Raw genomic sequence first — 17,412 nt, forward strand, 5'->3', positions numbered from 1 at the left:
AAGCTAATCAATGAATAGCCCATATTTAGTGGTTTCTATTATCCATAGATAGAATGAATAAGCCATGCTATAATTTATTGCGTTAATAAAGCAAATTAAAACACATATATAATGAAAAAAGGAGTGTTTCTTTGAATACATCTATATTAAAACAGGAGTGGTTCGGCAACGTTCGCGGAGATGTTCTTTCCGGTATTGTCGTGGCACTGGCACTGATTCCTGAAGCAATTGCCTTTTCCATTATTGCCGGGGTCGACCCAATGGTAGGGTTATATGCCTCTTTCTGTATCGCCATCGTCATCTCTTTTGTCGGCGGAAGACCAGGTATGATTTCAGCCGCTACTGGGGCAATGGCGCTAGTCATGGTTGATCTTGTAAAAGATCATGGCTTGAACTATTTACTTGCAGCAACAATTTTAACTGGTATACTGCAAGTTTTACTAGGGGTCTTCAAAATTGGAAAGTTAATGAAGTTTATCCCAAAGCCTGTTATGACTGGTTTTGTGAATTCTCTAGCCATTTTGATTTTCACTGCCCAACTTACTCATTTCGTGGGTGAAACGTGGATTATGTATGTCATGACGGCAGTTTCACTTGCAATCATCTATCTTTTTCCACGCATCACCAAAATCATTCCTTCACCACTGGTCGCTATCATATTCATGACTATTGTAGCAGTTACAACAGGGGCCACTGTGCGTACTGTTGGGGATATGGGGCAATTGACCGAGGCACTTCCAATGTTCATGCTTCCAGATATTCCTTTTACATTTGAAACATTGGCTATCATTTTTCCTTATTCCATAGCACTTGCATTTGTCGGGTTGCTTGAATCATTATTGACGGCTCAAATTGTCGATGAGATGACCGATACAGATAGCAACAAAAATAGGGAAGCCAAAGGCCAGGGCATTGCAAATATTATCGCCGGGTGTTTCGGCGGTATGGCAGGATGCGCAATGATTGGTCAATCTGGAATTAACATTAAGTCTGGCGGCAGAGGTCGGCTTTCAACATTTGTTGCCGGGGCTTTTTTGATGGTTTTAATCGTGATACTGAATGACGTCCTTATTAAAATTCCAATGGCAGCCCTTGTTGCAGTCATGATTATGGTTTCAATAGGAACATTCGACTGGTCTTCCTTGAAGAGGCTCAGACTAGCTCCTAAGACGGATGCAGCTGTGATGATTGTAACTGTCATCATTGTTCTTTATACGCATGATTTATCAAAAGGCGTATTTGCCGGCGTTCTCTTGAGCATGATTTTCTTCTCGGCTAAAATTTCTAAAGTGTCGGTTGAAAAAACAGAGGACATTCAGGCTAAGAAAATTATTTATCGTACTACCGGACAATTATTTTTCGCCTCGGTTCAGGACTTTGTTTCCAAGTTCGATGTAAATGAAAAGGCTGATTCTATCACCATTGATTTTTCCCATTCAAAAATATGGGATGCTTCTGCAGTCGGCGCAGTTGATAAGGTTGTCCATAAATATCGGCTAAATGGTAAATCTGTTCAGGTGCTTGGTCTCGATCATGAAAGTTCCCAATTGCTTGAAAAGCTCGCCACTTATGATAGTAAAATATCTTAAGTTTAAATTTTGCTGAATAGAAACTTTTTAAACCGACAAAATAGATAACATGAAATATATCTAGATGGAAGGAGCAAAAAGTATGATATCCGAGCAGGATTATACGGCAGCAAACCTGTCACAAGATTTACTGAATGAACTAAGAAGCTTTGAAAGCAAGCTAGGCCAAGACGCAAATAAAGAACTAATTATTATCGCCTATGAAAAAGAGAAGGAAGCCTTGAATTAAAAAAAAGACTCAAACGTCATTTAAATGGCTTGTTTGAGTCCTTTTTTATAGACATGATTGAAATTTGTTGACCCTCACAATATTACATAAAAAGGGTGCTCGAAGTATTCAGAGCACCCTTTTCACATCTTTATTTACTGAATATGTCCGTTAAAACCGGCACGATTTGTTTTTTACGTGATACAACGCCTTCTAAGACGGCAATGTTGTTGCTCAATGTAACGTTATACGCTTTTTCAACTGCTTCCGTTGATTTCCCAAGAGCCAAGGCAACAGAATCATTTGTTAAAATATCCGTTACAACGAATAAGAATAAATCTAATTCTTTCGTAGCAATAACAGCTTCAATAGCTGCTTCTAATTCAGCTTGTTTTGCAAGAACTTCGTTCGGATCCACAGCATTGACTTGAGCAATCACCACTTTCGCAGTTCCCATAGAGAATTCTTTTGCATCAAGAGTAATTAGCTGGGCAATTGTTTTGTCGCTCAGGTCAGCGCCTGCTTTTAACATTTCTAAGCCATATGTTTCAGCATTTACTCCGGCAATCTCCGCTAATTCCATTGCTGCTGCAACATCTTGCTCTGTGCAGGTTGGAGATTTGAACAATAAAGAATCGGAAATGATGGCAGATAGCATTAGACCTGCGATTGCTTTAGGCACTTCAATACCGTTTTCTTTATAGATTTTATTTAAAATAGTTGCCGTGCAACCAACTGGTTCTGCGCGGTAATATAAAGGATCACTTGTTTCAAAGTTAGCGATACGGTGGTGGTCGATAACTTCTAAAACACGGACTTGGTCAATGTCTTCTGCACTTTGCTGGCGTTCGTTGTGATCGACTAAAATCACACCATCCGCTTCGCCTGCCACTTTTTCTACAAGACGAGGAGCTTCGAATTTGAATTGGTCTAATGCATATTGAGTTTCACCATTCACTTCACCAAGACGAACAGGTTCAGCATTGATACCTAGTTGTTTTTTCAGATCCGCATAAGCGATAGCTGAACAAATTGTGTCTGTATCTGGGTTTTTATGTCCAAAAACTAATACTTTTTCCAAGATTATTTCTCCTTTTTAATAAATATTTTTCTGGGAACCCCCATCATTACAATAAGGGAGAGCCACCTTTACTATACACTTTATTTTAACATAAAATCTCTTACATTCAGCGTTTGAATTTCCCATTTTCCTATTAATTCTTTCACTCTTTTTCCCTCTCCCCTCACTTTGTCAATAGATAAGGATTGGTTTTTATCAAATATATTAGTTGAATTATCGTCTCATATGGATTACGATAATATAAGCAGAAATACTAGATATTGATATTAAAAACAACACACATAACTATATATAGAATTATTTGTAATCCAAGGTGCCAGTGATGGCTGAAAAGGGAATCCGGTGTAAACCCGGAACTGTCCCCGCAACTGTAAATGTGACGAAATGAGAAAACCACTGTATAGCTCTTTATACGGGAAGAACTCAAAGTAGGATGATCATGAGTCAGGAGACCTGCCTGGATTTTTCACGTTTCTTATTCTTCGGGGATTGAGATGATGAAACGATAGTATAACGGCTATTTTTTCATGGCTCTTTTATTCTATCGTTTGATCCGCTCAATTTATTGGGCGGATTTTTTTATTTAATGGAAGTTTACAAGGAGGATTATTCATGACTCAAACATATAACTCTACTATAGTGAAAAATGACACAGAAACAAGTTCTATCCAGCTTGAGATGTTATCCAAGGAATTCGAAGGCCGGCTAGATATGGAAAAGTTCAAAAAGCGTTTTACAAAATGGCTAGATCGTAAAAGTGACTCAACAGAAGAACAAACTTCAAAAAAACTGATCCAGCTTGCTCTCGAAAGTGTAGACATAGATGCTCCAGATTGGACGTTTGTTGCTGCGGCAGAACTTTTGAATACGATGTACAGGGATGCACAAGCGAATCGCGGTTATGAGGGCGTGAGCTACGGACCGTTCTATGAATTAATCGCAGGACTCTCTCAACAGCAAGAGGGGGAACGCTACCCAATTTATAAACCCGAACTACTCGACTCTTACTCCAAAGAAGAAATTGAAGAATTAGGCTTAGTGATCGATCCGGAAAAAGATAAACTATTTTCTTATATCGGTATCTACTTATTAAACGACCGCTACCTAGCCCGTCCGAAAAAAGACAAGGTCTACGAACTGCCTCAGGAGCGCTTCATGATCATCGCTATGGAAATTATGAGAATGGAAAAAACAGAACACCGCCTGCAACTTGTCAAAGAGGCATACTGGGCGATGTCCAATCTGTATATGACCGTCGCGACACCTACCCTATCAAACGCAGGAAAAACTCACGGTCAGTTAAGTTCATGCTTTATTGACGCGATTGAAGATTCTATTGATGGCATTTATCTATCCAACTACGATGCCGCTAAAGTATCTAAATTCGGCGGTGGTGTAGGACTTTATGTCGGTAAAATCCGCTCACTTGGCTCTGATATCCGTGGTTTTTCTGGAAACAGTTCAGGCACGACCCCTTGGATCCGTTTGTTTAACCAGACTGCTGTCAGCGTCGATCAATTGGGCCAGCGTAAAGGGGCAATCGCGATTTATTTGGATGCCTGGCATAAAGATATCATGAGTTTCCTTGACTTAAAGACACAAAACGGTGATGACCGGTTGAAAGCTCATGATATTTTTACAGGTGTATGTATTCCTGATCTGTTCATGGAAGCCGTACGCGATCGGAAAGAATGGTATCTTTTCGACCCACATACCGTAAAGCAAACCCTTGGATTCTCACTCGAAGATTTTTATGACGAGAAAAAAGGCGAAGGAAGCTTCAGAAATCATTACGCTCTCGCTGTGGAGGCTGCGGAAAATGGCACACTTCCTAGCTATAGCTTTGAAAAAATCAACGCGATGGACATTATGAAGAGCATTATGATTTCTCAGCTAGAAGAAGGCGTACCGTATATGTTCTACCGTGATGAAGTGAACCGTAAGAATCCTAATAAACATAAAGGAATGATTTATTGTTCCAACCTTTGCACAGAGATTGCTCAAAACTTAAGCCCTTCAACGATCACGGATGAATACGAAACTGAAGATGGCGATGTAGTTGTAGTTCGTAAAAGCGGCGATTTCGTTGTATGTAACCTTTCTTCCATTAACCTGCCTCGCGCGGTAAGTAGCGATGTATTAGAAAGATTGATTCCGATTCAGATCCGCATGCTCGATAACGTCATTGATGTGAACAGTCTTCCGGTCAAGCAAGCATCCATCTCAAACAAGCGTTACCGGGCAATTGGCTTAGGAACATTTGGATGGCATCATTTACTTGCCACCCAGAATATATATTGGGAATCAGATGAGGCCGTTCAATATGCTGATACTTTATACGAAAAAATTGCTTACTTAACAATCAAAGCGTCTAATGAATTGGCTAAGGAAAAAGGAACGTACCCATATTTTGAAGGATCTGATTGGCATACAGGCCAATATTTCGAACTTCGTGACTATACCGATGAAAAATGGATGGATTTAAAAGAAAATGTGCAGCTACACGGTACCCGTAATGGATATTTAATGGCCATTGCACCTAATTCATCAACGGCTAAAATCGGTAACTCCACTGATGGAATCGATCCCTTATATGAAATTGAATTTTATGAAGAAAAGAAAAACTTCAAATTCAAAGTGACAGCACCCGGATTGACGCCTAATACGTATGAATATTATAAAAAAACACGATTTAACTTGGACCAACTGGAAAGCATCAGACAAAATGCAGCCCGTCAGCGTCATATTGACCAAGCTATCAGCTTTAACCTGTATGTCCACAACACAATCAAGGCTAAAGTTCTATTGGATATCCATTTAACAGCATGGGAAAGCGGATTGAAATCAACATATTATGTTCGTTCCACTTCATCTGAATATGATAATGCCTGCGAAAGTTGCTCAAGTTAACGATCAAATCAGTAATCTATTTTTAAAGGAGTTTTACGAATGACCAATCATATCAAAAAAATCCGGATGCTCGAACCTACGCATCCAACTAAAGCAACGGGCGTATTCAAAGGGGAAGCTTCAGGCTTTCTCCTTTGGAACGATATTCAGTATGAAAAATTCTATGATACGTATACACAACTCATCAATAACTTTTGGAAGCCTTCGAGCGTGAACATGATTCAGGATAAAAAGCAGTGGGGCGAATTAGATGAAGATATCCAGGATGCTTTCCTTGATATCCTTACAATGATTGCAGGAATGGACAGCCTTCAAACGCCGACTTTAGTGGAAATCCTTCGTTACATCAAAGACCCGGCAGCAAAAGCGATCCTGGCCAACATGGCCCAGCAGGAATCTATTCATAATGAATCTTATTCCTATATCCTTGCTTCCTTGATTCCGGTAGGCAAGCAAAAACAACTTTTCGACCGCATTAAAGAACACCCTGAAGTGATAAAGCGGAATCAACCGATTGTGGACGCCTATCAAACGTTTGTGGACGATCCTAGTCCTCAACACTTATTTGAAGCTCTCATCCATTCCACGAACCTCGAAGGTATTTATTTCTACCTGGCATTCGCCTTCTATTACAACTTAGGGCGTCAAAACCTAATGACTGGTTCGGCTACAATGATTTCCTATATACATCGCGATGAAATGGTTCACTTCGATTTCATCGGAATGCTCGTACAAATCTTGATGTATGAATACCCGGAGTTAAATAATGAAGAAAACACGAAGTTCATCTATACAACGATTGAAAGAGCAGTTGAACTTGAAAAAGAATGGTCTGAGTATATGCTTGAGGATATCCAAACCAAAGCAGATCTCGACTTGGAAGAATTCAACGAGTACATCGAGTACATCGCCAACAAACGACTGCGTATGCTAGGACTTGAAAACTTGTACCAAGAGTATAGTGAGAACCCGATGCCATGGATTAAAACATTCGACGACGAATCTATTGGCCTCACCAAAACTGATTTCTTTGAACAAAAATCAAGAACATACAGTCAAGTAAATGCTAGCAATGGGTTCGATGAGCTATAAAATTGCAATTGTCTATCATTCGGCCGGCGGCAATACAAAAGCTCTAGCTGAAGCCCTTGCTTCCCTTTTGCCAGAAGCAGAACTTTTTCGAACTAGCGAATTTGATACCGGTATATTGCCAGAATACGATGCATTGATCATCGGTACCTATACATGGGGTAATGGAGAGCTTCCTGCCAAAACAGCTGCCTTTTATGCGGAACTAGAGCAATTACCGATTTCTCATCTAAAGACAGGCGTCTTCGGGACAGGAGAAACCAATTACAATCATTTTTGCGGAGCGGTCGATCATTTTCGGGACATGCTATTTGCAAAGAGCCAGTTATTGGTGACTTTAAAAATCGAACAAATGTATCAAGAATCAGACTTGCCAAGACTTCAAAAGTTCGCCTCTTTATTTAGGAACTGAATGAAAGGGATATGCGATTATGCATATCCCTTTCATTCGTTAATTAGTAAAAAACAGAATCCTGATTATGAACATCATTTAATCCCTGCATCATACTAAGGATAATAATGGTATATAATGAAGAAAAAAGGAGAAATCCTATGGCTGATACTATCGCTCAGTTACTCCCCATACTTTTTATGCTATTGTTTGCAGTAATCTTAATATTTTTAGTAATTAACCTGTCCCAGCATTTTAATCGCTCTAAACGGATCGAAGAAAAATTGGATAAATTACTTAAGGAAATAGCCAACAGAAAAGGGGATTAAAAATTTTTTCTTTTCAGAGGAAAAATAAAAAGACTCCAGAATCGGAGTCTTTTTTTATAAGCGTTCAATTATTTTTGAACGTTAGCTGCTTGTGGTCCACGAGCGCCTTGCTCGATTTCGAAAGAAACTTCTTGGCCTTCTTCAAGAGTTTTGAAGCCTTCGCCTTGGATAGCTGAGAAATGTACGAATACATCGTCTTGGCCTTCAACTTCGATGAAACCGAAACCTTTTTCTGCGTTAAACCATTTTACTTTACCTTGTACCATGATAGTTCCTCCTGTGTTTGGAAAAATCCATTTTATTACTATTTTTGGTTCTGGATAATGTTTCAAGAGGAATCCTATAACGGTAAATCCATCTATCAAACTTATTCCGAACAAAAATAATTACTTATATTATATCATGGAAAATCAAAAAAAAACAAGATTATCGCTGTAATTCCAACGACAAATTATCCTAAAATTCTACATTTTTCTCTTCTTGCTTTGGCGGAAACCTTCGTCCAGTAAATAGCGCTCTGCCTCAATCGGGCTCTCGAAACACTCCTCCAAATTCGATCCAGAGTATACGTTCCAGAGTTGATCTTCTCTTACAAGCGAAAGCTCCTGCTTTTCAAGTCCAATCCATGTTCCTTCCAACCTAGCGAACTCGTTTACTTCTTCTTCTTCGATTTCAATCGGAGGTTCGGATAGATAAGCTATGCTTTTTTGAATCAAATCTTTTAATTCCTCTTCAGTATAGTCACGTATATTGATAAATCCTTTACGGTCAGTTTCTTTCTTTCTCATATGCCCTGCGTATACGAATCCATTTCCATTTGGATGCAGGTGCTGAACGACGATCTTTTTCTCTTGGACACTTTCTAGATAGTGGAAATTCACACGGCCCAGTGAAACATCTTTCCTCTGTAATTCAGGAAAAGTTTCAATAATGCTCAATTTTTCTTCAAATGTTAACAAATTTCTTCCTCATTTCATTAGTTCATATTGTTTGTCGATTATAACATAGACTGATTAGAAACAATAATCTTCCTCGTCATCATCTATTATAATGTAACTAAAGGCTGTGATTATTTGATAAAAAAAATTCAAGTCCTAGACTCTAATTATGGACAACAGCTTTTTATGCTTCAGAAAAAAGCCTATCAGATAGAAGCAGAAGAAACACTGCTGAATCATCTTGGGAAAAACTATCCGTTTCTACCGGTAAAATGAACCTGCCTGCAAGAAAACTGTACGAAAAAAACGGCTTCACGCATACAAAAGATGTAGAAGCCGCACCTCATTTTTTTATTAGCCTATATGAAAAAAATCATTCATTTAATGAACGTCACGACAAAGAGCATGATGAATGAAATAGCAATGATTACACCGACCCATAGCCAGGCTAATGTCATATTCCCGGAGTCCATGGCGATATAAATAGCGGTAGGAATTGTCTGTGTCTGTCCGGGAATATTTCCGGCAAACATAAGCGTCGCCCCGAATTCACCCAAAGCCCGTGCAGAACTCAATATGGCACCTGTGACGATTGATTTAACAGCCAATGGAAGGGATACTAGCAGAAACAACTTCCACTCGCCTGCCCCATCAACTCTTGCTGCATTCTCGATTTCTTCATCTATACCTTCAAAACCTGTTTTAGCGGATTGGTACATAAGTGGAAAAGCGACAACGGTAGATGCAATAACCGCTGCCCACCATGTGAACATTAAGGGCTGATTAAAAACCCTTTCAATGAATTCACCCAGCTTTCCGTTTTTCCCAAAAATCACAATCAATAAAAAGCCGACGACAGAAGGAGGCAAAACAAGTGGTAATAAAAATGCGGTTTCCAATAGGATTTTTCCTCTGAATTGCTTTTTAGCCATTATTCGTGCAAGGAAAATTCCTAAAATAAAAACAATGATACCTGCGAGTCCCGCTACCTGGATCGATAGTCTGACTGGTGACCAAAAATCTGCTGTCATGATACTATCCACACATCCTTAGAAAAAACGAGCGTATCTTGGACTGTGTTCGTTACTTGCATTGAATCGAACGATTCCATCACATATTGCCCGGCTTTAACAATTTTTGGTGTGTTGCTCGTAGCTGTCTTCTCTGCTTTCGACTTATTATCTTCATCCTTATGTAATGCCATTATGGTTTTATTGCCTATAAAATCAATGCAGTCGTTAATGATCCAATCATTCACTATGCAATTAAATGGAGATTCATCCGCTGAATTAAACAAATTAACCGGTGTAACATTGAAAATTTGCTGCTGTTGCCGCACTAAAGAATCAAAATTATATGGCAGCGTACTATCATTGTTTTCTTTATTAAAGGCAGATTGCATTTCATTTTCTCCCTTTCTTTTCAAAATAACTTTTAAGTTTATTTTTCTTGACATATTGCTGACACAAAGAAACGTTAAAGTAAGAGTATCACAAAAACAAAAATAATTTCATTCCATAAACTTTTAACACTTTGAAGGAGTCGATTTTAAATGGTAACAATTTATACTACTCCAAGCAGTTTAGCCTGTCGTAAAGCAAAAGCTTGGCTTAAGAAAAACGAAATTTCCTACAATGAACGTAATTTATATTCACAACCTCTTTCTATAGAAGAAATTAAAGAGATTTTACGTAAAACAGAAGGCGGTACAGATGAAATCATCTCAACCCGTTCTAAAAAATTCAATAGCTTAAATATCGATATAAATAATACACCACTTAATGATCTTTGTAAGCTTATTCAAGATAACCCGGATTTACTTCGCCGACCAATCATTTTCGACCATAAGAACTTGCATGCCGGTTATAACGAAGAAGAAATGGGGCGCTTCCTTCCTAGAAAAGTACGTCATATTCAATTATGGCGTGCAATCAGCCAATTGGCTTAATCAACCATCCTACATTCAGTTGCATAATAAGAGGGTTGTCCATTAAAGCGGACAACCCTTTTTTCTATATCTAATTTGATTTCTCTACAATAATTGTAAACGTCGTCCCTTGTTCATTACTTTCTTTCAGCACAAGATCTCCCTTTTGCGCTTTGGCAAGCATCTTGCTGAATGGCGACTCTAAACCACGTATCTTCAGCTTTTTGTTTTCACCTCGATAAAATGGTTCGAACACATACTGTTGTTCATGTACAGGAATTAAAATAACTTTTAAGTTTATTTTCTTGACATATTGCTGACACAAAGAAACGTTAAAGTAAGAGTATAACAAATACAAAAATAATTCATTCCATAAACTTTAACACTTTGAAGGAGTCGATTTTAAATGGTAACAATTTATACTACTCCAAGCAGTTTAGCCTGTCGTAAAGCAAAAGCTTGGCTTAAGAAAAACGAAATTCCCTACAATGAACGTAATTTATATTCACAACCGCTTTCTATAGAAGAAATTAAAGAGGTTTTACGTAAAACAGAAGGCGGTACAGATGAAATCATCTCAACCCGTTCTAAAAAATTCAGTAGCTTAAATATCGATATAAATAATACACCATTAAATGATCTTTGTAAGCTTATTCAAGATAACCCGGATTTACTTCGCCGACCAATTATTTTTGACCATAAGAATTTACATGCCGGTTATAACGAAGAAGAAATGGGACGCTTCCTTCCTAGAAATGTACGTCATGTTCAATTATGGCGCGCAATCAGCCAACTGGATTATCAACCATCCCACATCGGTGCTTAATTAGAGGGTTGTCCATTAAAGCGGACAACCCTTTTTTTATATCTGATTTGCTTTCTCTACAATAATTGTAAACGTAGTCCCTTGTTCATTACTTTCTTTCAGCACAAGATCTCCCTTTTGCGCTTTGGCAAGCATCTTGCTGAATGGCAGTCCTAATCCTAAACCACGTATCTTCAGCTTTTTGTCTTCACCTCGATAAAACGGTTCGAATACATACTGTTGTTCATGTACAGGAATTCCTCGGCCACTGTCCTGCACATCAATACATATCCTATTGTCTTCCTTCTCATAAAGATTAATCTCTAGTTTCCCTATGCCATCAAGTGAATGCCTGGCATTATTTAAAAGGTTAATGACAATTTGCTGCATCCGCAAGGAATCAATTTGGCCAAAAATAGGTTCTTCAGGAACCTTTATGTCCAGATTAAACTCTTGATCATCCTGGGTGACTTGCCAACGATAGGCGATTTCCTGGATGAATGTATTAATATTTTCTTTTTGCACTCGAATTTTAAAGGCGCCTGCCGAAATAGCATTATAATTAAGCAAGTCCTCTATCATTCCTTGCAAGCGTTGTGTTTCCTTTAAGGAAATATCCAAGAATTCCTTACTTTGCTCTCCGGTAACAACATCATCCTTAACTGCTTGGATTAGTCCGCTAATGGAAGTAACCGGCGTTTTCAAATCATGGGTGACACCGGCAAGCAATTCCGCCCTTAATTTTTCCATGACCTTTAAACGATTGGTCATTTCCTTAAATGACTCTATTAGTTCATAAATTTCTTCTTCCCTTATTTCCTCTTCCTCTTTGAAATGGATGTCATAGTTGCCCTCACGAACCTGAACAGCAGCGTTAGCGACGTCTTGGATTGGCCTCGAAATCTGTCTCGAAAGTAGATAAATGACTCCTGTGCCCAGCACGAGGAGGCCTCCAATCATGATTGCCAACAAGCCATGGTCCTGGTTGATTTCTTTTAATGCCCCTTCTTCCTGGGCAATGACTACCCACCCCTTAGTCTCATCATTAAAGGTAATAGGCGATTTGACGACATATACTTTGTTGTCCGAAATTTTGACCTTCTGAATTAATTCAGCATTTTTCATAATAACGTTAGGAAGCTTATTTTCATCTGCATCGATATATAATTGAGGCATCGTATAAATGATACTGCCATCGGGATCGACGATATAGATAATTGGCTGCTGGTTCAAGTGAAGGATTTTTTCCCTTTCCTCAACGATTTCCGAAAGGATAGGCCCAACGACAATCTGGCCATTTGCCTTTATCGCACGGTCAGATGTTTCATCAGCTAAGTACTTAAGGAGGCTTAACCTATATTCTAATGCGGTTTTTTCCATCCACCACAATGAAAAAATAGATAATAATACCAATCCCGAAATCAGGGTCAATACGTATCTCTTCGTCCAATAGCGCTGCAAAGTGGTTCTTTTTCTAGTTTTCATAGACACTAAATTGATACCCCAATCCACGCAATGTTTTAATTTCCCCTTCACAAGAAGGCCATGAATCGATTGCCTTTCTTATTCGTTTGATCGCCAGGTCCACGGCGCGGTCACTTCCATCATAATCCATGCCCCATACTTGATCGAGTAGCTGCTCTCTAGTAAAAATCTGATTCGGATGCTTAGCGAAAAAAATGAGCAGCGACAAATCACGAGGCGTCAAGTTTATCTCTTCCCCTTTTAATTTCACCATATAGGATTGATCATCAATGGATAAACTACCAAACTGATGTATATGATTTTCTTCACCAACAATCGTCGAGGATCTTCTTAAAACGGCATGTACCCTGGCCACGACTTCATCGGCAACAAAAGGTTTAGAGATATAATCATCTGCGCCTGACTTAAATCCAGATAATCGGTAATCAACATCGTTCAGCGCAGTCAACATAATAACCGGGCACATATCGTTCTCCCGAATTTCCTTCAAGATGTCCCAACCTTCCTTACCAGGTAGCATTACATCAAGTAGCACAAGGTCTGGGTTCGTTTCTTCAAAAATAGGAACAGCCTTTAGCCCATCATATACTTGGACTACATCAAAACCCTCACGCTCTAAATATGCTTTCAATACCATAGAAATGGCAATTTCATCTTCAACGACAAGAATTTTCTTCATTAAGGGATTCCTCCTTCCTGAATTATAGTGGAATCATTTTGCATTCGCCAACCATTCAAGTCAGCAAGGCATTTTTTCTCCATCATACCCTTTTAATGTGTCAGGATTATGTTCGCAGTAAAATTCGCGGATGCTTTTTCTACATAGTATTTCTATTACCTCTGCTCCTCTTCCTTTTTTTTAAACGTTCTCTCTAGTCTAACACTGAGAAATAAAATTGTTGCTTGTGCTTTCTGAGGATTTCCCTTTTACTAACACCTTAAAGAGGTTGGCTCTGACACTTGAGCCAACCTCTTTTCAATTACATGTCTCGTGGGGATTTGGACAGCCCACTTCCTGTCTTTCCACTTGAATTGTACTGTGTTCAATACCAAATTGATCATGAAGAAGCTTTTGCGCTTCTGCTAAAACTGTATCGTGATTGCCGTTTTCATCAATAACAGCATGACAGCTCATCGTCAAAAACCCAGATGTAATCGTCCAGATATGGAGATCATGGACATCGGACACATTCGGCAATTCTTTCAATGAAGTTTTCACTTCTTCCATATCTACTTGATCGGGTGTCCCCTCCATCAAGATATGGAAAGAATCCCTCACTACTCTAAAGCCGCTGATAATAATTAAAATCGCTACAACAACACTTGCAATCGGGTCTGCGATTCCCCAATCGAAGAAATAAATCAAGAGTGCTGCCGCAATTGCACCCACTGAACCAAGCATATCGCCAATTACATGTAAAAAGGCACTCCGTACATTCAAGTTATCGTCTTTATCTCCGCTCATTAAAATCCATGCTGCAATGATATTCACCAGTAAGCCAATGATTGAAATCATTAACATTCCTAGACTTTGCACCTCAGGAGGATTCACAAACCTTCTAATCGCCTCGATGAAAATAAATACTGATATAACAATCAAGGTCAAACCATTCAAACATGCAGCAATGATTTCAAATCGCTTATATCCATAAGATTTAGTCTGTGTTGCTTTTTTTTCACCCAATCTTATCGCTGTATAGCTTAGGCCTAGTGCAGCCGCATCACTTAGCATATGACCTGCATCTGACAATAAAGCCAGACTATTTGTCATAAATCCTCCTATTACTTCGACGACCATAAATGTGGAAATCAGTAAAAAAGATGCCAACAAAGCTTTTTTATTTTCAGAATGATGATGGTGATGTCCATGATCATGAGAGTGACCATGCTGATGTCCCATGCTATCCCTCCTCTCGGATTTAAAGCTTATATATAGTATGGGATAAATTCAGAATGGTTTCAAATGATTCACTTTCTCATTTTCTGCTGTACAATTATGGAGATAGTGCATGAAAAAATCCGAGAGATTATTTGATTTCGAAATGCAGTTGGTCTTCGCCATTTTAAAGCTAAATAAACGTTGCAAACTAAATTCCTTCAGCGTGTTCCGCCCCGTCATCCTTCCTCTTGCATTGTATCATCTACAATGGCTAGAAGGTCCTTATTAAACAGTTCATTATTACAGACAAGACTGTGTTGTTCTATCTCTTCTTGTCCCTGAAGATTTATATCTCGTACTTTTTCTTTCATAGCCTTACCTCCAAAAGAATCATGTTTTGCCTATTATCGTATCCCCATGCATGTACCTTTATGCTGAATATCCTCCCATTTTTTATAATTTATTAACGTCCTAAACTCTCTGATTCCCATGGAAAGCACGTATAATGAATTCGTGTTCAGGAACTTGTAAGTTCTTATACGATAATAAAAACAATGAGTTATCATATGTGACTTTTTCAAGATTCACCTGAATACCGCTGTCTTCAATCGAAACAATGGCATAAGGTGCAACTGGTTCACTATTACATCCGAGTGAACCTGGGTTTAAGTATATAGTTTGGTCATTTCTAAAATGATGTATGGGATGATGATGTCCAAATCCAATTAAATGGTGAAACTGATTCTTAAATAGTCTTTCTAAGTTATTTAGATTCGGTTCAACGATTTTACTAAATGGATTTTGACTTATGTGTTCATCTAGTTTCTTCGGGTCCATATGATAATGAGTGAAGAAAAAGGAGTAATTGTTAATCATATGTTGTATGGTGCGAGGCAATTTTTCCAGTTTGGATATAAAAGTTTGATTCATTCTTTCCGCTATCCATTCATGATGCTCTTTGACATGAATGTGACCATCTGGATGCGGTTCCCCTTTAATGATGGCCAGGACTGCTTCATCATGATTTCCGGTTATCATTGATAAATCATTTCTTGAAAATAAAAGATCCAGGACTTCATTTGTATCAGGACCTATCCCAACCATATCTCCTAAACAATAGATATGATCAATCTCATCCCTTTCATCAATAACCCTAAGAACGGCTTTTAACGCTGAAGCATTACCATGTACATCCGTTATAATGGCAACTTTCATGACTAAGTTCAGCTCCCTTCTCTTAAAATCTACATGGTATATTATAACATTTCAAACGCCATCAAAAAAATATTCGGGCTTATTCCTTTCATACGCCAACGCCTATTTTCAATGAATAAGCAAACACTTCGGCCTAGAATACATAGTATGAAGTATTCCCAGTAAAGATGTTTTACTAGGTATGTAATTCATAATATGTATGAGGAGGAACAATTAAATGGGTGGACACAGAAATGAATGTTGTGACGATGGTGGCGGTTTCGATAACGGATTTGCATTACTGATTGTGTTATTTATCCTGTTAATCATCATTGGCTGCAGTTGGGGATTCGGTGGATTCTGATAATAAATAATAATAAAAAGGCGCCTGCTTACGGCGCCTTTTTTGTTATTGATTTACTTTTTGTTTCCATGTCTTCATAATGAACCAGTTGACAATCAGTGCAATTCCGCCTTGATTTTCCCCTGTGATATCAATACGTCGTTTATAGGAATCTTCTCCCCTTTACTTCTAGTTACTCGAGACATCAACCACTAGCAATGATGGTATCCATCCGCTAGATTTCTATGGCTTTACATTTGAGTAAAGGTCATGGAAAGACTATTCAACTTGTCCTCCATTTGTTTTTTCGCATCATTCATCATCCCATCAAGTAATTCCTTAACCGTGGGAATATCATCAATCAATCCTGCCACCTGTCCGCTGTTCATAAAACCATTTTTAACATCTCCGTGTATTGCACCATTAATATGATGTTCCTCTGATGTCATTTCACGATAATCCACAGGTGACAGACCTTTTTTCTCCAAATCTAAAACTTTCACTGTGTATGGGTCCTTCAATACTCTTCTAACCTGACCAACGGATCGTCCCAATATGCACGTGTCATTATCAATTGCTTTGAGTAGTTTCTGTTTATATGATGGATGAAACGGTGCTTCCTTTGTAGCAATCAATCTGGTTCCTAACTGGACGCCTGAAGCTCCAAGCATTAATGCAGCAGCTAACCCCTGTCCATTGCCAATTCCTCCTGCAGCAAAAACCGGTACCGTAACATTCTTGCTAATTTGCGGGATAAGTGTAAATGTTGTTAATTCTAGATTAGAGTTAATTCCGGCAGCTTCAAACCCCTCCGCAACTAATACATCTGCCCCTGCGGCTTGCGCTTTTTGAGCATGTTTGACCGACGCAACAATAGCAATCACTTTTATATTCTTTTTATGTAAAAGTGGTATGAAAGGAGCAGGATTTCCTGCTGATAAAGATACTATAGGTATATCATGCTTAAAAACAAGATTGATTAACTCATCTGTATATGGACTAACATTTATCGGGATGTTCAACGCAAAAGTGTTATTAGTTTTTTCTTTTGTTTCAAGAATAATAGTTTCTACCTGTTCAGGATTCATTGTACCGCACCCTATTGTGCCTAGACCCCCAGCATTAGAAACAGCAGCCGCAAGACTTGCGTTGCTAATATTCCCCATACCGCCTTGTATTATTGGATATTTTATAGAAAAAAACTCACAAATATGTTTCACTTTTAACCCTCCCTATCTATTTAA

At 38.6% G+C, this 17,412-nt stretch carries 21 protein-coding genes and 1 riboswitch; of the genes, 9 read left to right on the forward strand and 12 right to left on the reverse strand.

The window, feature by feature from the left end; genetic code table 11:
* Window positions 1-131: 131 nt before the first annotated feature.
* Both JFU50_RS04395 and JFU50_RS04400 read left to right on the forward strand, forming a co-directional pair.
* Window positions 132-1,589 carry a SulP family inorganic anion transporter gene (locus JFU50_RS04395; protein WP_201221856.1) on the forward strand — a complete coding sequence of 486 codons (1,458 nt, stop codon included), beginning with the start codon at window positions 132-134 and terminating at the stop codon, window positions 1,587-1,589.
* Between the two features lie 82 nt (window positions 1,590-1,671).
* The gene (locus JFU50_RS04400) at window positions 1,672-1,818 is read left to right on the forward strand and encodes a hypothetical protein (protein ID WP_201182188.1); all 147 of its coding nucleotides are present in this window, start codon (window positions 1,672-1,674) and stop codon (window positions 1,816-1,818) included.
* 130 nt (window positions 1,819-1,948) lie between these two features.
* Here the strand turns inward: JFU50_RS04400 and JFU50_RS04405 are convergent, their stop codons facing one another.
* Window positions 1,949-2,878: a manganese-dependent inorganic pyrophosphatase gene (locus tag JFU50_RS04405; protein ID WP_201221858.1), complete on the reverse strand. Its 930-nt coding sequence runs from the start codon at window positions 2,876-2,878 to the stop codon at window positions 1,949-1,951.
* A 294-nt stretch (window positions 2,879-3,172) separates the two neighbouring features.
* Window positions 3,173-3,353: riboswitch (cobalamin riboswitch) on the forward strand.
* Between the two features lie 137 nt (window positions 3,354-3,490).
* Between JFU50_RS04405 and JFU50_RS04410 the strand changes: the two genes are divergently transcribed.
* The 4 genes from JFU50_RS04410 to JFU50_RS04425 all read left to right on the forward strand — a co-directional run bounded on the left by JFU50_RS04410 (window position 3,491) and on the right by JFU50_RS04425 (window position 7,597).
* Window positions 3,491-5,788: a ribonucleoside-diphosphate reductase subunit alpha gene (locus JFU50_RS04410; protein ID WP_201221860.1), complete on the forward strand. Its 2,298-nt coding sequence runs from the start codon at window positions 3,491-3,493 to the stop codon at window positions 5,786-5,788.
* 39 nt (window positions 5,789-5,827) lie between these two features.
* Window positions 5,828-6,880, forward strand: a complete 1,053-nt coding sequence (locus tag JFU50_RS04415; RefSeq protein ID WP_056531167.1) for a ribonucleotide-diphosphate reductase subunit beta — start codon at window positions 5,828-5,830, stop codon at window positions 6,878-6,880.
* Entirely contained in the window at window positions 6,870-7,289 is a 420-nt protein-coding gene (locus tag JFU50_RS04420; RefSeq protein ID WP_201221862.1) for a flavodoxin domain-containing protein, read from the forward strand. Before JFU50_RS04415 ends, JFU50_RS04420 begins: the two co-directional genes overlap by 11 nt.
* A 140-nt stretch (window positions 7,290-7,429) precedes the next feature.
* Window positions 7,430-7,597 (forward strand): hypothetical protein, encoded by a 168-nt coding sequence (locus JFU50_RS04425; protein ID WP_201182196.1) that lies wholly within the window; start codon window positions 7,430-7,432, stop codon window positions 7,595-7,597.
* 68 nt (window positions 7,598-7,665) lie between these two features.
* On the opposite strand, the gene JFU50_RS04430 is transcribed toward JFU50_RS04425, so the two are convergent.
* The 4 genes from JFU50_RS04430 to JFU50_RS04445 all read right to left on the reverse strand — a co-directional run bounded on the left by JFU50_RS04430 (window position 7,666) and on the right by JFU50_RS04445 (window position 9,937).
* A complete protein-coding gene (locus tag JFU50_RS04430) occupies window positions 7,666-7,863 on the reverse strand; it encodes a cold-shock protein (protein ID WP_028393295.1) in 198 nt (65 codons plus the stop codon).
* Window positions 7,864-8,061: 198 nt separating this feature from the next.
* Entirely contained in the window at window positions 8,062-8,556 is a 495-nt protein-coding gene (locus JFU50_RS04435) for a hypothetical protein (RefSeq protein ID WP_201182198.1), read from the reverse strand.
* 356 nt (window positions 8,557-8,912) lie between these two features.
* Entirely contained in the window at window positions 8,913-9,566 is a 654-nt protein-coding gene (modB, locus tag JFU50_RS04440) for a molybdate ABC transporter permease subunit (protein ID WP_201221864.1), read from the reverse strand.
* A complete protein-coding gene (locus JFU50_RS04445; protein WP_201221866.1) occupies window positions 9,563-9,937 on the reverse strand; it encodes a hypothetical protein in 375 nt (124 codons plus the stop codon). The genes modB and JFU50_RS04445 overlap by 4 nt, the downstream gene beginning before the upstream one ends.
* 150 nt (window positions 9,938-10,087) lie before the next feature.
* Here JFU50_RS04445 and spx (JFU50_RS04450) point away from each other — a divergent pair, with 150 nt between their 5' ends.
* Window positions 10,088-10,483 carry a transcriptional regulator Spx gene (spx, locus tag JFU50_RS04450; RefSeq protein ID WP_201182212.1) on the forward strand — a complete coding sequence of 132 codons (396 nt, stop codon included), beginning with the start codon at window positions 10,088-10,090 and terminating at the stop codon, window positions 10,481-10,483.
* 70 nt (window positions 10,484-10,553) lie between these two features.
* On the opposite strand, the gene JFU50_RS30400 is transcribed toward spx (JFU50_RS04450), so the two are convergent.
* Window positions 10,554-10,814 carry an ATP-binding protein gene (locus JFU50_RS30400; protein WP_207198775.1) on the reverse strand — a complete coding sequence of 87 codons (261 nt, stop codon included), beginning with the start codon at window positions 10,812-10,814 and terminating at the stop codon, window positions 10,554-10,556.
* Between the two features lie 54 nt (window positions 10,815-10,868).
* Between JFU50_RS30400 and spx (JFU50_RS04460) the strand changes: the two genes are divergently transcribed.
* A complete protein-coding gene (spx, locus tag JFU50_RS04460) occupies window positions 10,869-11,288 on the forward strand; it encodes a transcriptional regulator Spx (protein ID WP_201182216.1) in 420 nt (139 codons plus the stop codon).
* Between the two features lie 36 nt (window positions 11,289-11,324).
* Here the strand turns inward: spx (JFU50_RS04460) and JFU50_RS04465 are convergent, their stop codons facing one another.
* From JFU50_RS04465 to JFU50_RS04480, 5 genes are all read right to left on the reverse strand, one after another.
* Entirely contained in the window at window positions 11,325-12,752 is a 1,428-nt protein-coding gene (locus JFU50_RS04465) for a HAMP domain-containing sensor histidine kinase (RefSeq protein ID WP_207198776.1), read from the reverse strand.
* Complete coding sequence (locus JFU50_RS04470) at window positions 12,742-13,431, reverse strand: response regulator transcription factor (RefSeq protein ID WP_201182220.1); 690 nt, start codon at window positions 13,429-13,431, stop codon at window positions 12,742-12,744. Before JFU50_RS04470 ends, JFU50_RS04465 begins: the two co-directional genes overlap by 11 nt.
* A 297-nt stretch (window positions 13,432-13,728) precedes the next feature.
* Window positions 13,729-14,652 (reverse strand): cation diffusion facilitator family transporter, encoded by a 924-nt coding sequence (locus tag JFU50_RS04475; protein WP_201221870.1) that lies wholly within the window; start codon window positions 14,650-14,652, stop codon window positions 13,729-13,731.
* 215 nt (window positions 14,653-14,867) lie between these two features.
* Window positions 14,868-15,002 (reverse strand): hypothetical protein, encoded by a 135-nt coding sequence (locus JFU50_RS31350; protein ID WP_274606912.1) that lies wholly within the window; start codon window positions 15,000-15,002, stop codon window positions 14,868-14,870.
* A 100-nt stretch (window positions 15,003-15,102) separates the two neighbouring features.
* Window positions 15,103-15,846, reverse strand: coding sequence for a metallophosphoesterase family protein (locus JFU50_RS04480; RefSeq protein ID WP_201221872.1), 744 nt, complete (start codon window positions 15,844-15,846; stop codon window positions 15,103-15,105).
* A gap of 217 nt (window positions 15,847-16,063) precedes the next feature.
* Between JFU50_RS04480 and JFU50_RS04485 the strand changes: the two genes are divergently transcribed.
* On the forward strand, window positions 16,064-16,189 hold the full coding sequence (locus JFU50_RS04485; protein ID WP_201182224.1) for a YjcZ family sporulation protein: 126 nt from the start codon (window positions 16,064-16,066) through the stop codon (window positions 16,187-16,189).
* Window positions 16,190-16,419: 230 nt separating this feature from the next.
* Here JFU50_RS04485 and JFU50_RS04490 read toward each other — a convergent pair whose 3' ends face one another.
* Window positions 16,420-17,388, reverse strand: coding sequence for an NAD(P)H-dependent flavin oxidoreductase (locus JFU50_RS04490; protein WP_201182226.1), 969 nt, complete (start codon window positions 17,386-17,388; stop codon window positions 16,420-16,422).
* Between the last annotated feature and the right edge of the window lie 24 nt (window positions 17,389-17,412).

It is taken from the genome of Peribacillus sp. TH14, assembly GCF_016651145.1.
Lineage (GTDB): Bacteria > Bacillota > Bacilli > Bacillales > DSM-1321 > Peribacillus > Peribacillus butanolivorans.

Excerpts from the sequence above, each read along its gene's own strand:
- JFU50_RS04445 (WP_201221866.1), bottom strand. The coding sequence starts at position 9,937 with ATGCAATCTGCCTTTAATAAAGAAAACAATGATAGTACGCTGCCATAT.
- JFU50_RS04480 (WP_201221872.1), bottom strand. The coding sequence starts at position 15,846 with ATGAAAGTTGCCATTATAACGGATGTACATGGTAATGCTTCAGCGTTA.
- JFU50_RS04425 (WP_201182196.1), top strand. The coding sequence starts at position 7,430 with ATGGCTGATACTATCGCTCAGTTACTCCCCATACTTTTTATGCTATTG.
- JFU50_RS04485 (WP_201182224.1), top strand. The coding sequence starts at position 16,064 with ATGGGTGGACACAGAAATGAATGTTGTGACGATGGTGGCGGTTTCGAT.
- JFU50_RS31350 (WP_274606912.1), bottom strand. The coding sequence starts at position 15,002 with ATGAAAGAAAAAGTACGAGATATAAATCTTCAGGGACAAGAAGAGATA.
- JFU50_RS04410 (WP_201221860.1), top strand. The coding sequence starts at position 3,491 with ATGACTCAAACATATAACTCTACTATAGTGAAAAATGACACAGAAACA.
- JFU50_RS04470 (WP_201182220.1), bottom strand. The coding sequence starts at position 13,431 with ATGAAGAAAATTCTTGTCGTTGAAGATGAAATTGCCATTTCTATGGTA.
- spx (WP_201182216.1), top strand. The coding sequence starts at position 10,869 with ATGGTAACAATTTATACTACTCCAAGCAGTTTAGCCTGTCGTAAAGCA.
- spx (WP_201182212.1), top strand. The coding sequence starts at position 10,088 with ATGGTAACAATTTATACTACTCCAAGCAGTTTAGCCTGTCGTAAAGCA.
- modB (WP_201221864.1), bottom strand. The coding sequence starts at position 9,566 with ATGACAGCAGATTTTTGGTCACCAGTCAGACTATCGATCCAGGTAGCG.
- JFU50_RS04475 (WP_201221870.1), bottom strand. The coding sequence starts at position 14,652 with ATGGGACATCAGCATGGTCACTCTCATGATCATGGACATCACCATCAT.
- JFU50_RS04415 (WP_056531167.1), top strand. The coding sequence starts at position 5,828 with ATGACCAATCATATCAAAAAAATCCGGATGCTCGAACCTACGCATCCA.
- JFU50_RS04400 (WP_201182188.1), top strand. The coding sequence starts at position 1,672 with ATGATATCCGAGCAGGATTATACGGCAGCAAACCTGTCACAAGATTTA.
- JFU50_RS04430 (WP_028393295.1), bottom strand. The coding sequence starts at position 7,863 with ATGGTACAAGGTAAAGTAAAATGGTTTAACGCAGAAAAAGGTTTCGGT.
- JFU50_RS04420 (WP_201221862.1), top strand. The coding sequence starts at position 6,870 with ATGAGCTATAAAATTGCAATTGTCTATCATTCGGCCGGCGGCAATACA.
- JFU50_RS04465 (WP_207198776.1), bottom strand. The coding sequence starts at position 12,752 with ATGAAAACTAGAAAAAGAACCACTTTGCAGCGCTATTGGACGAAGAGA.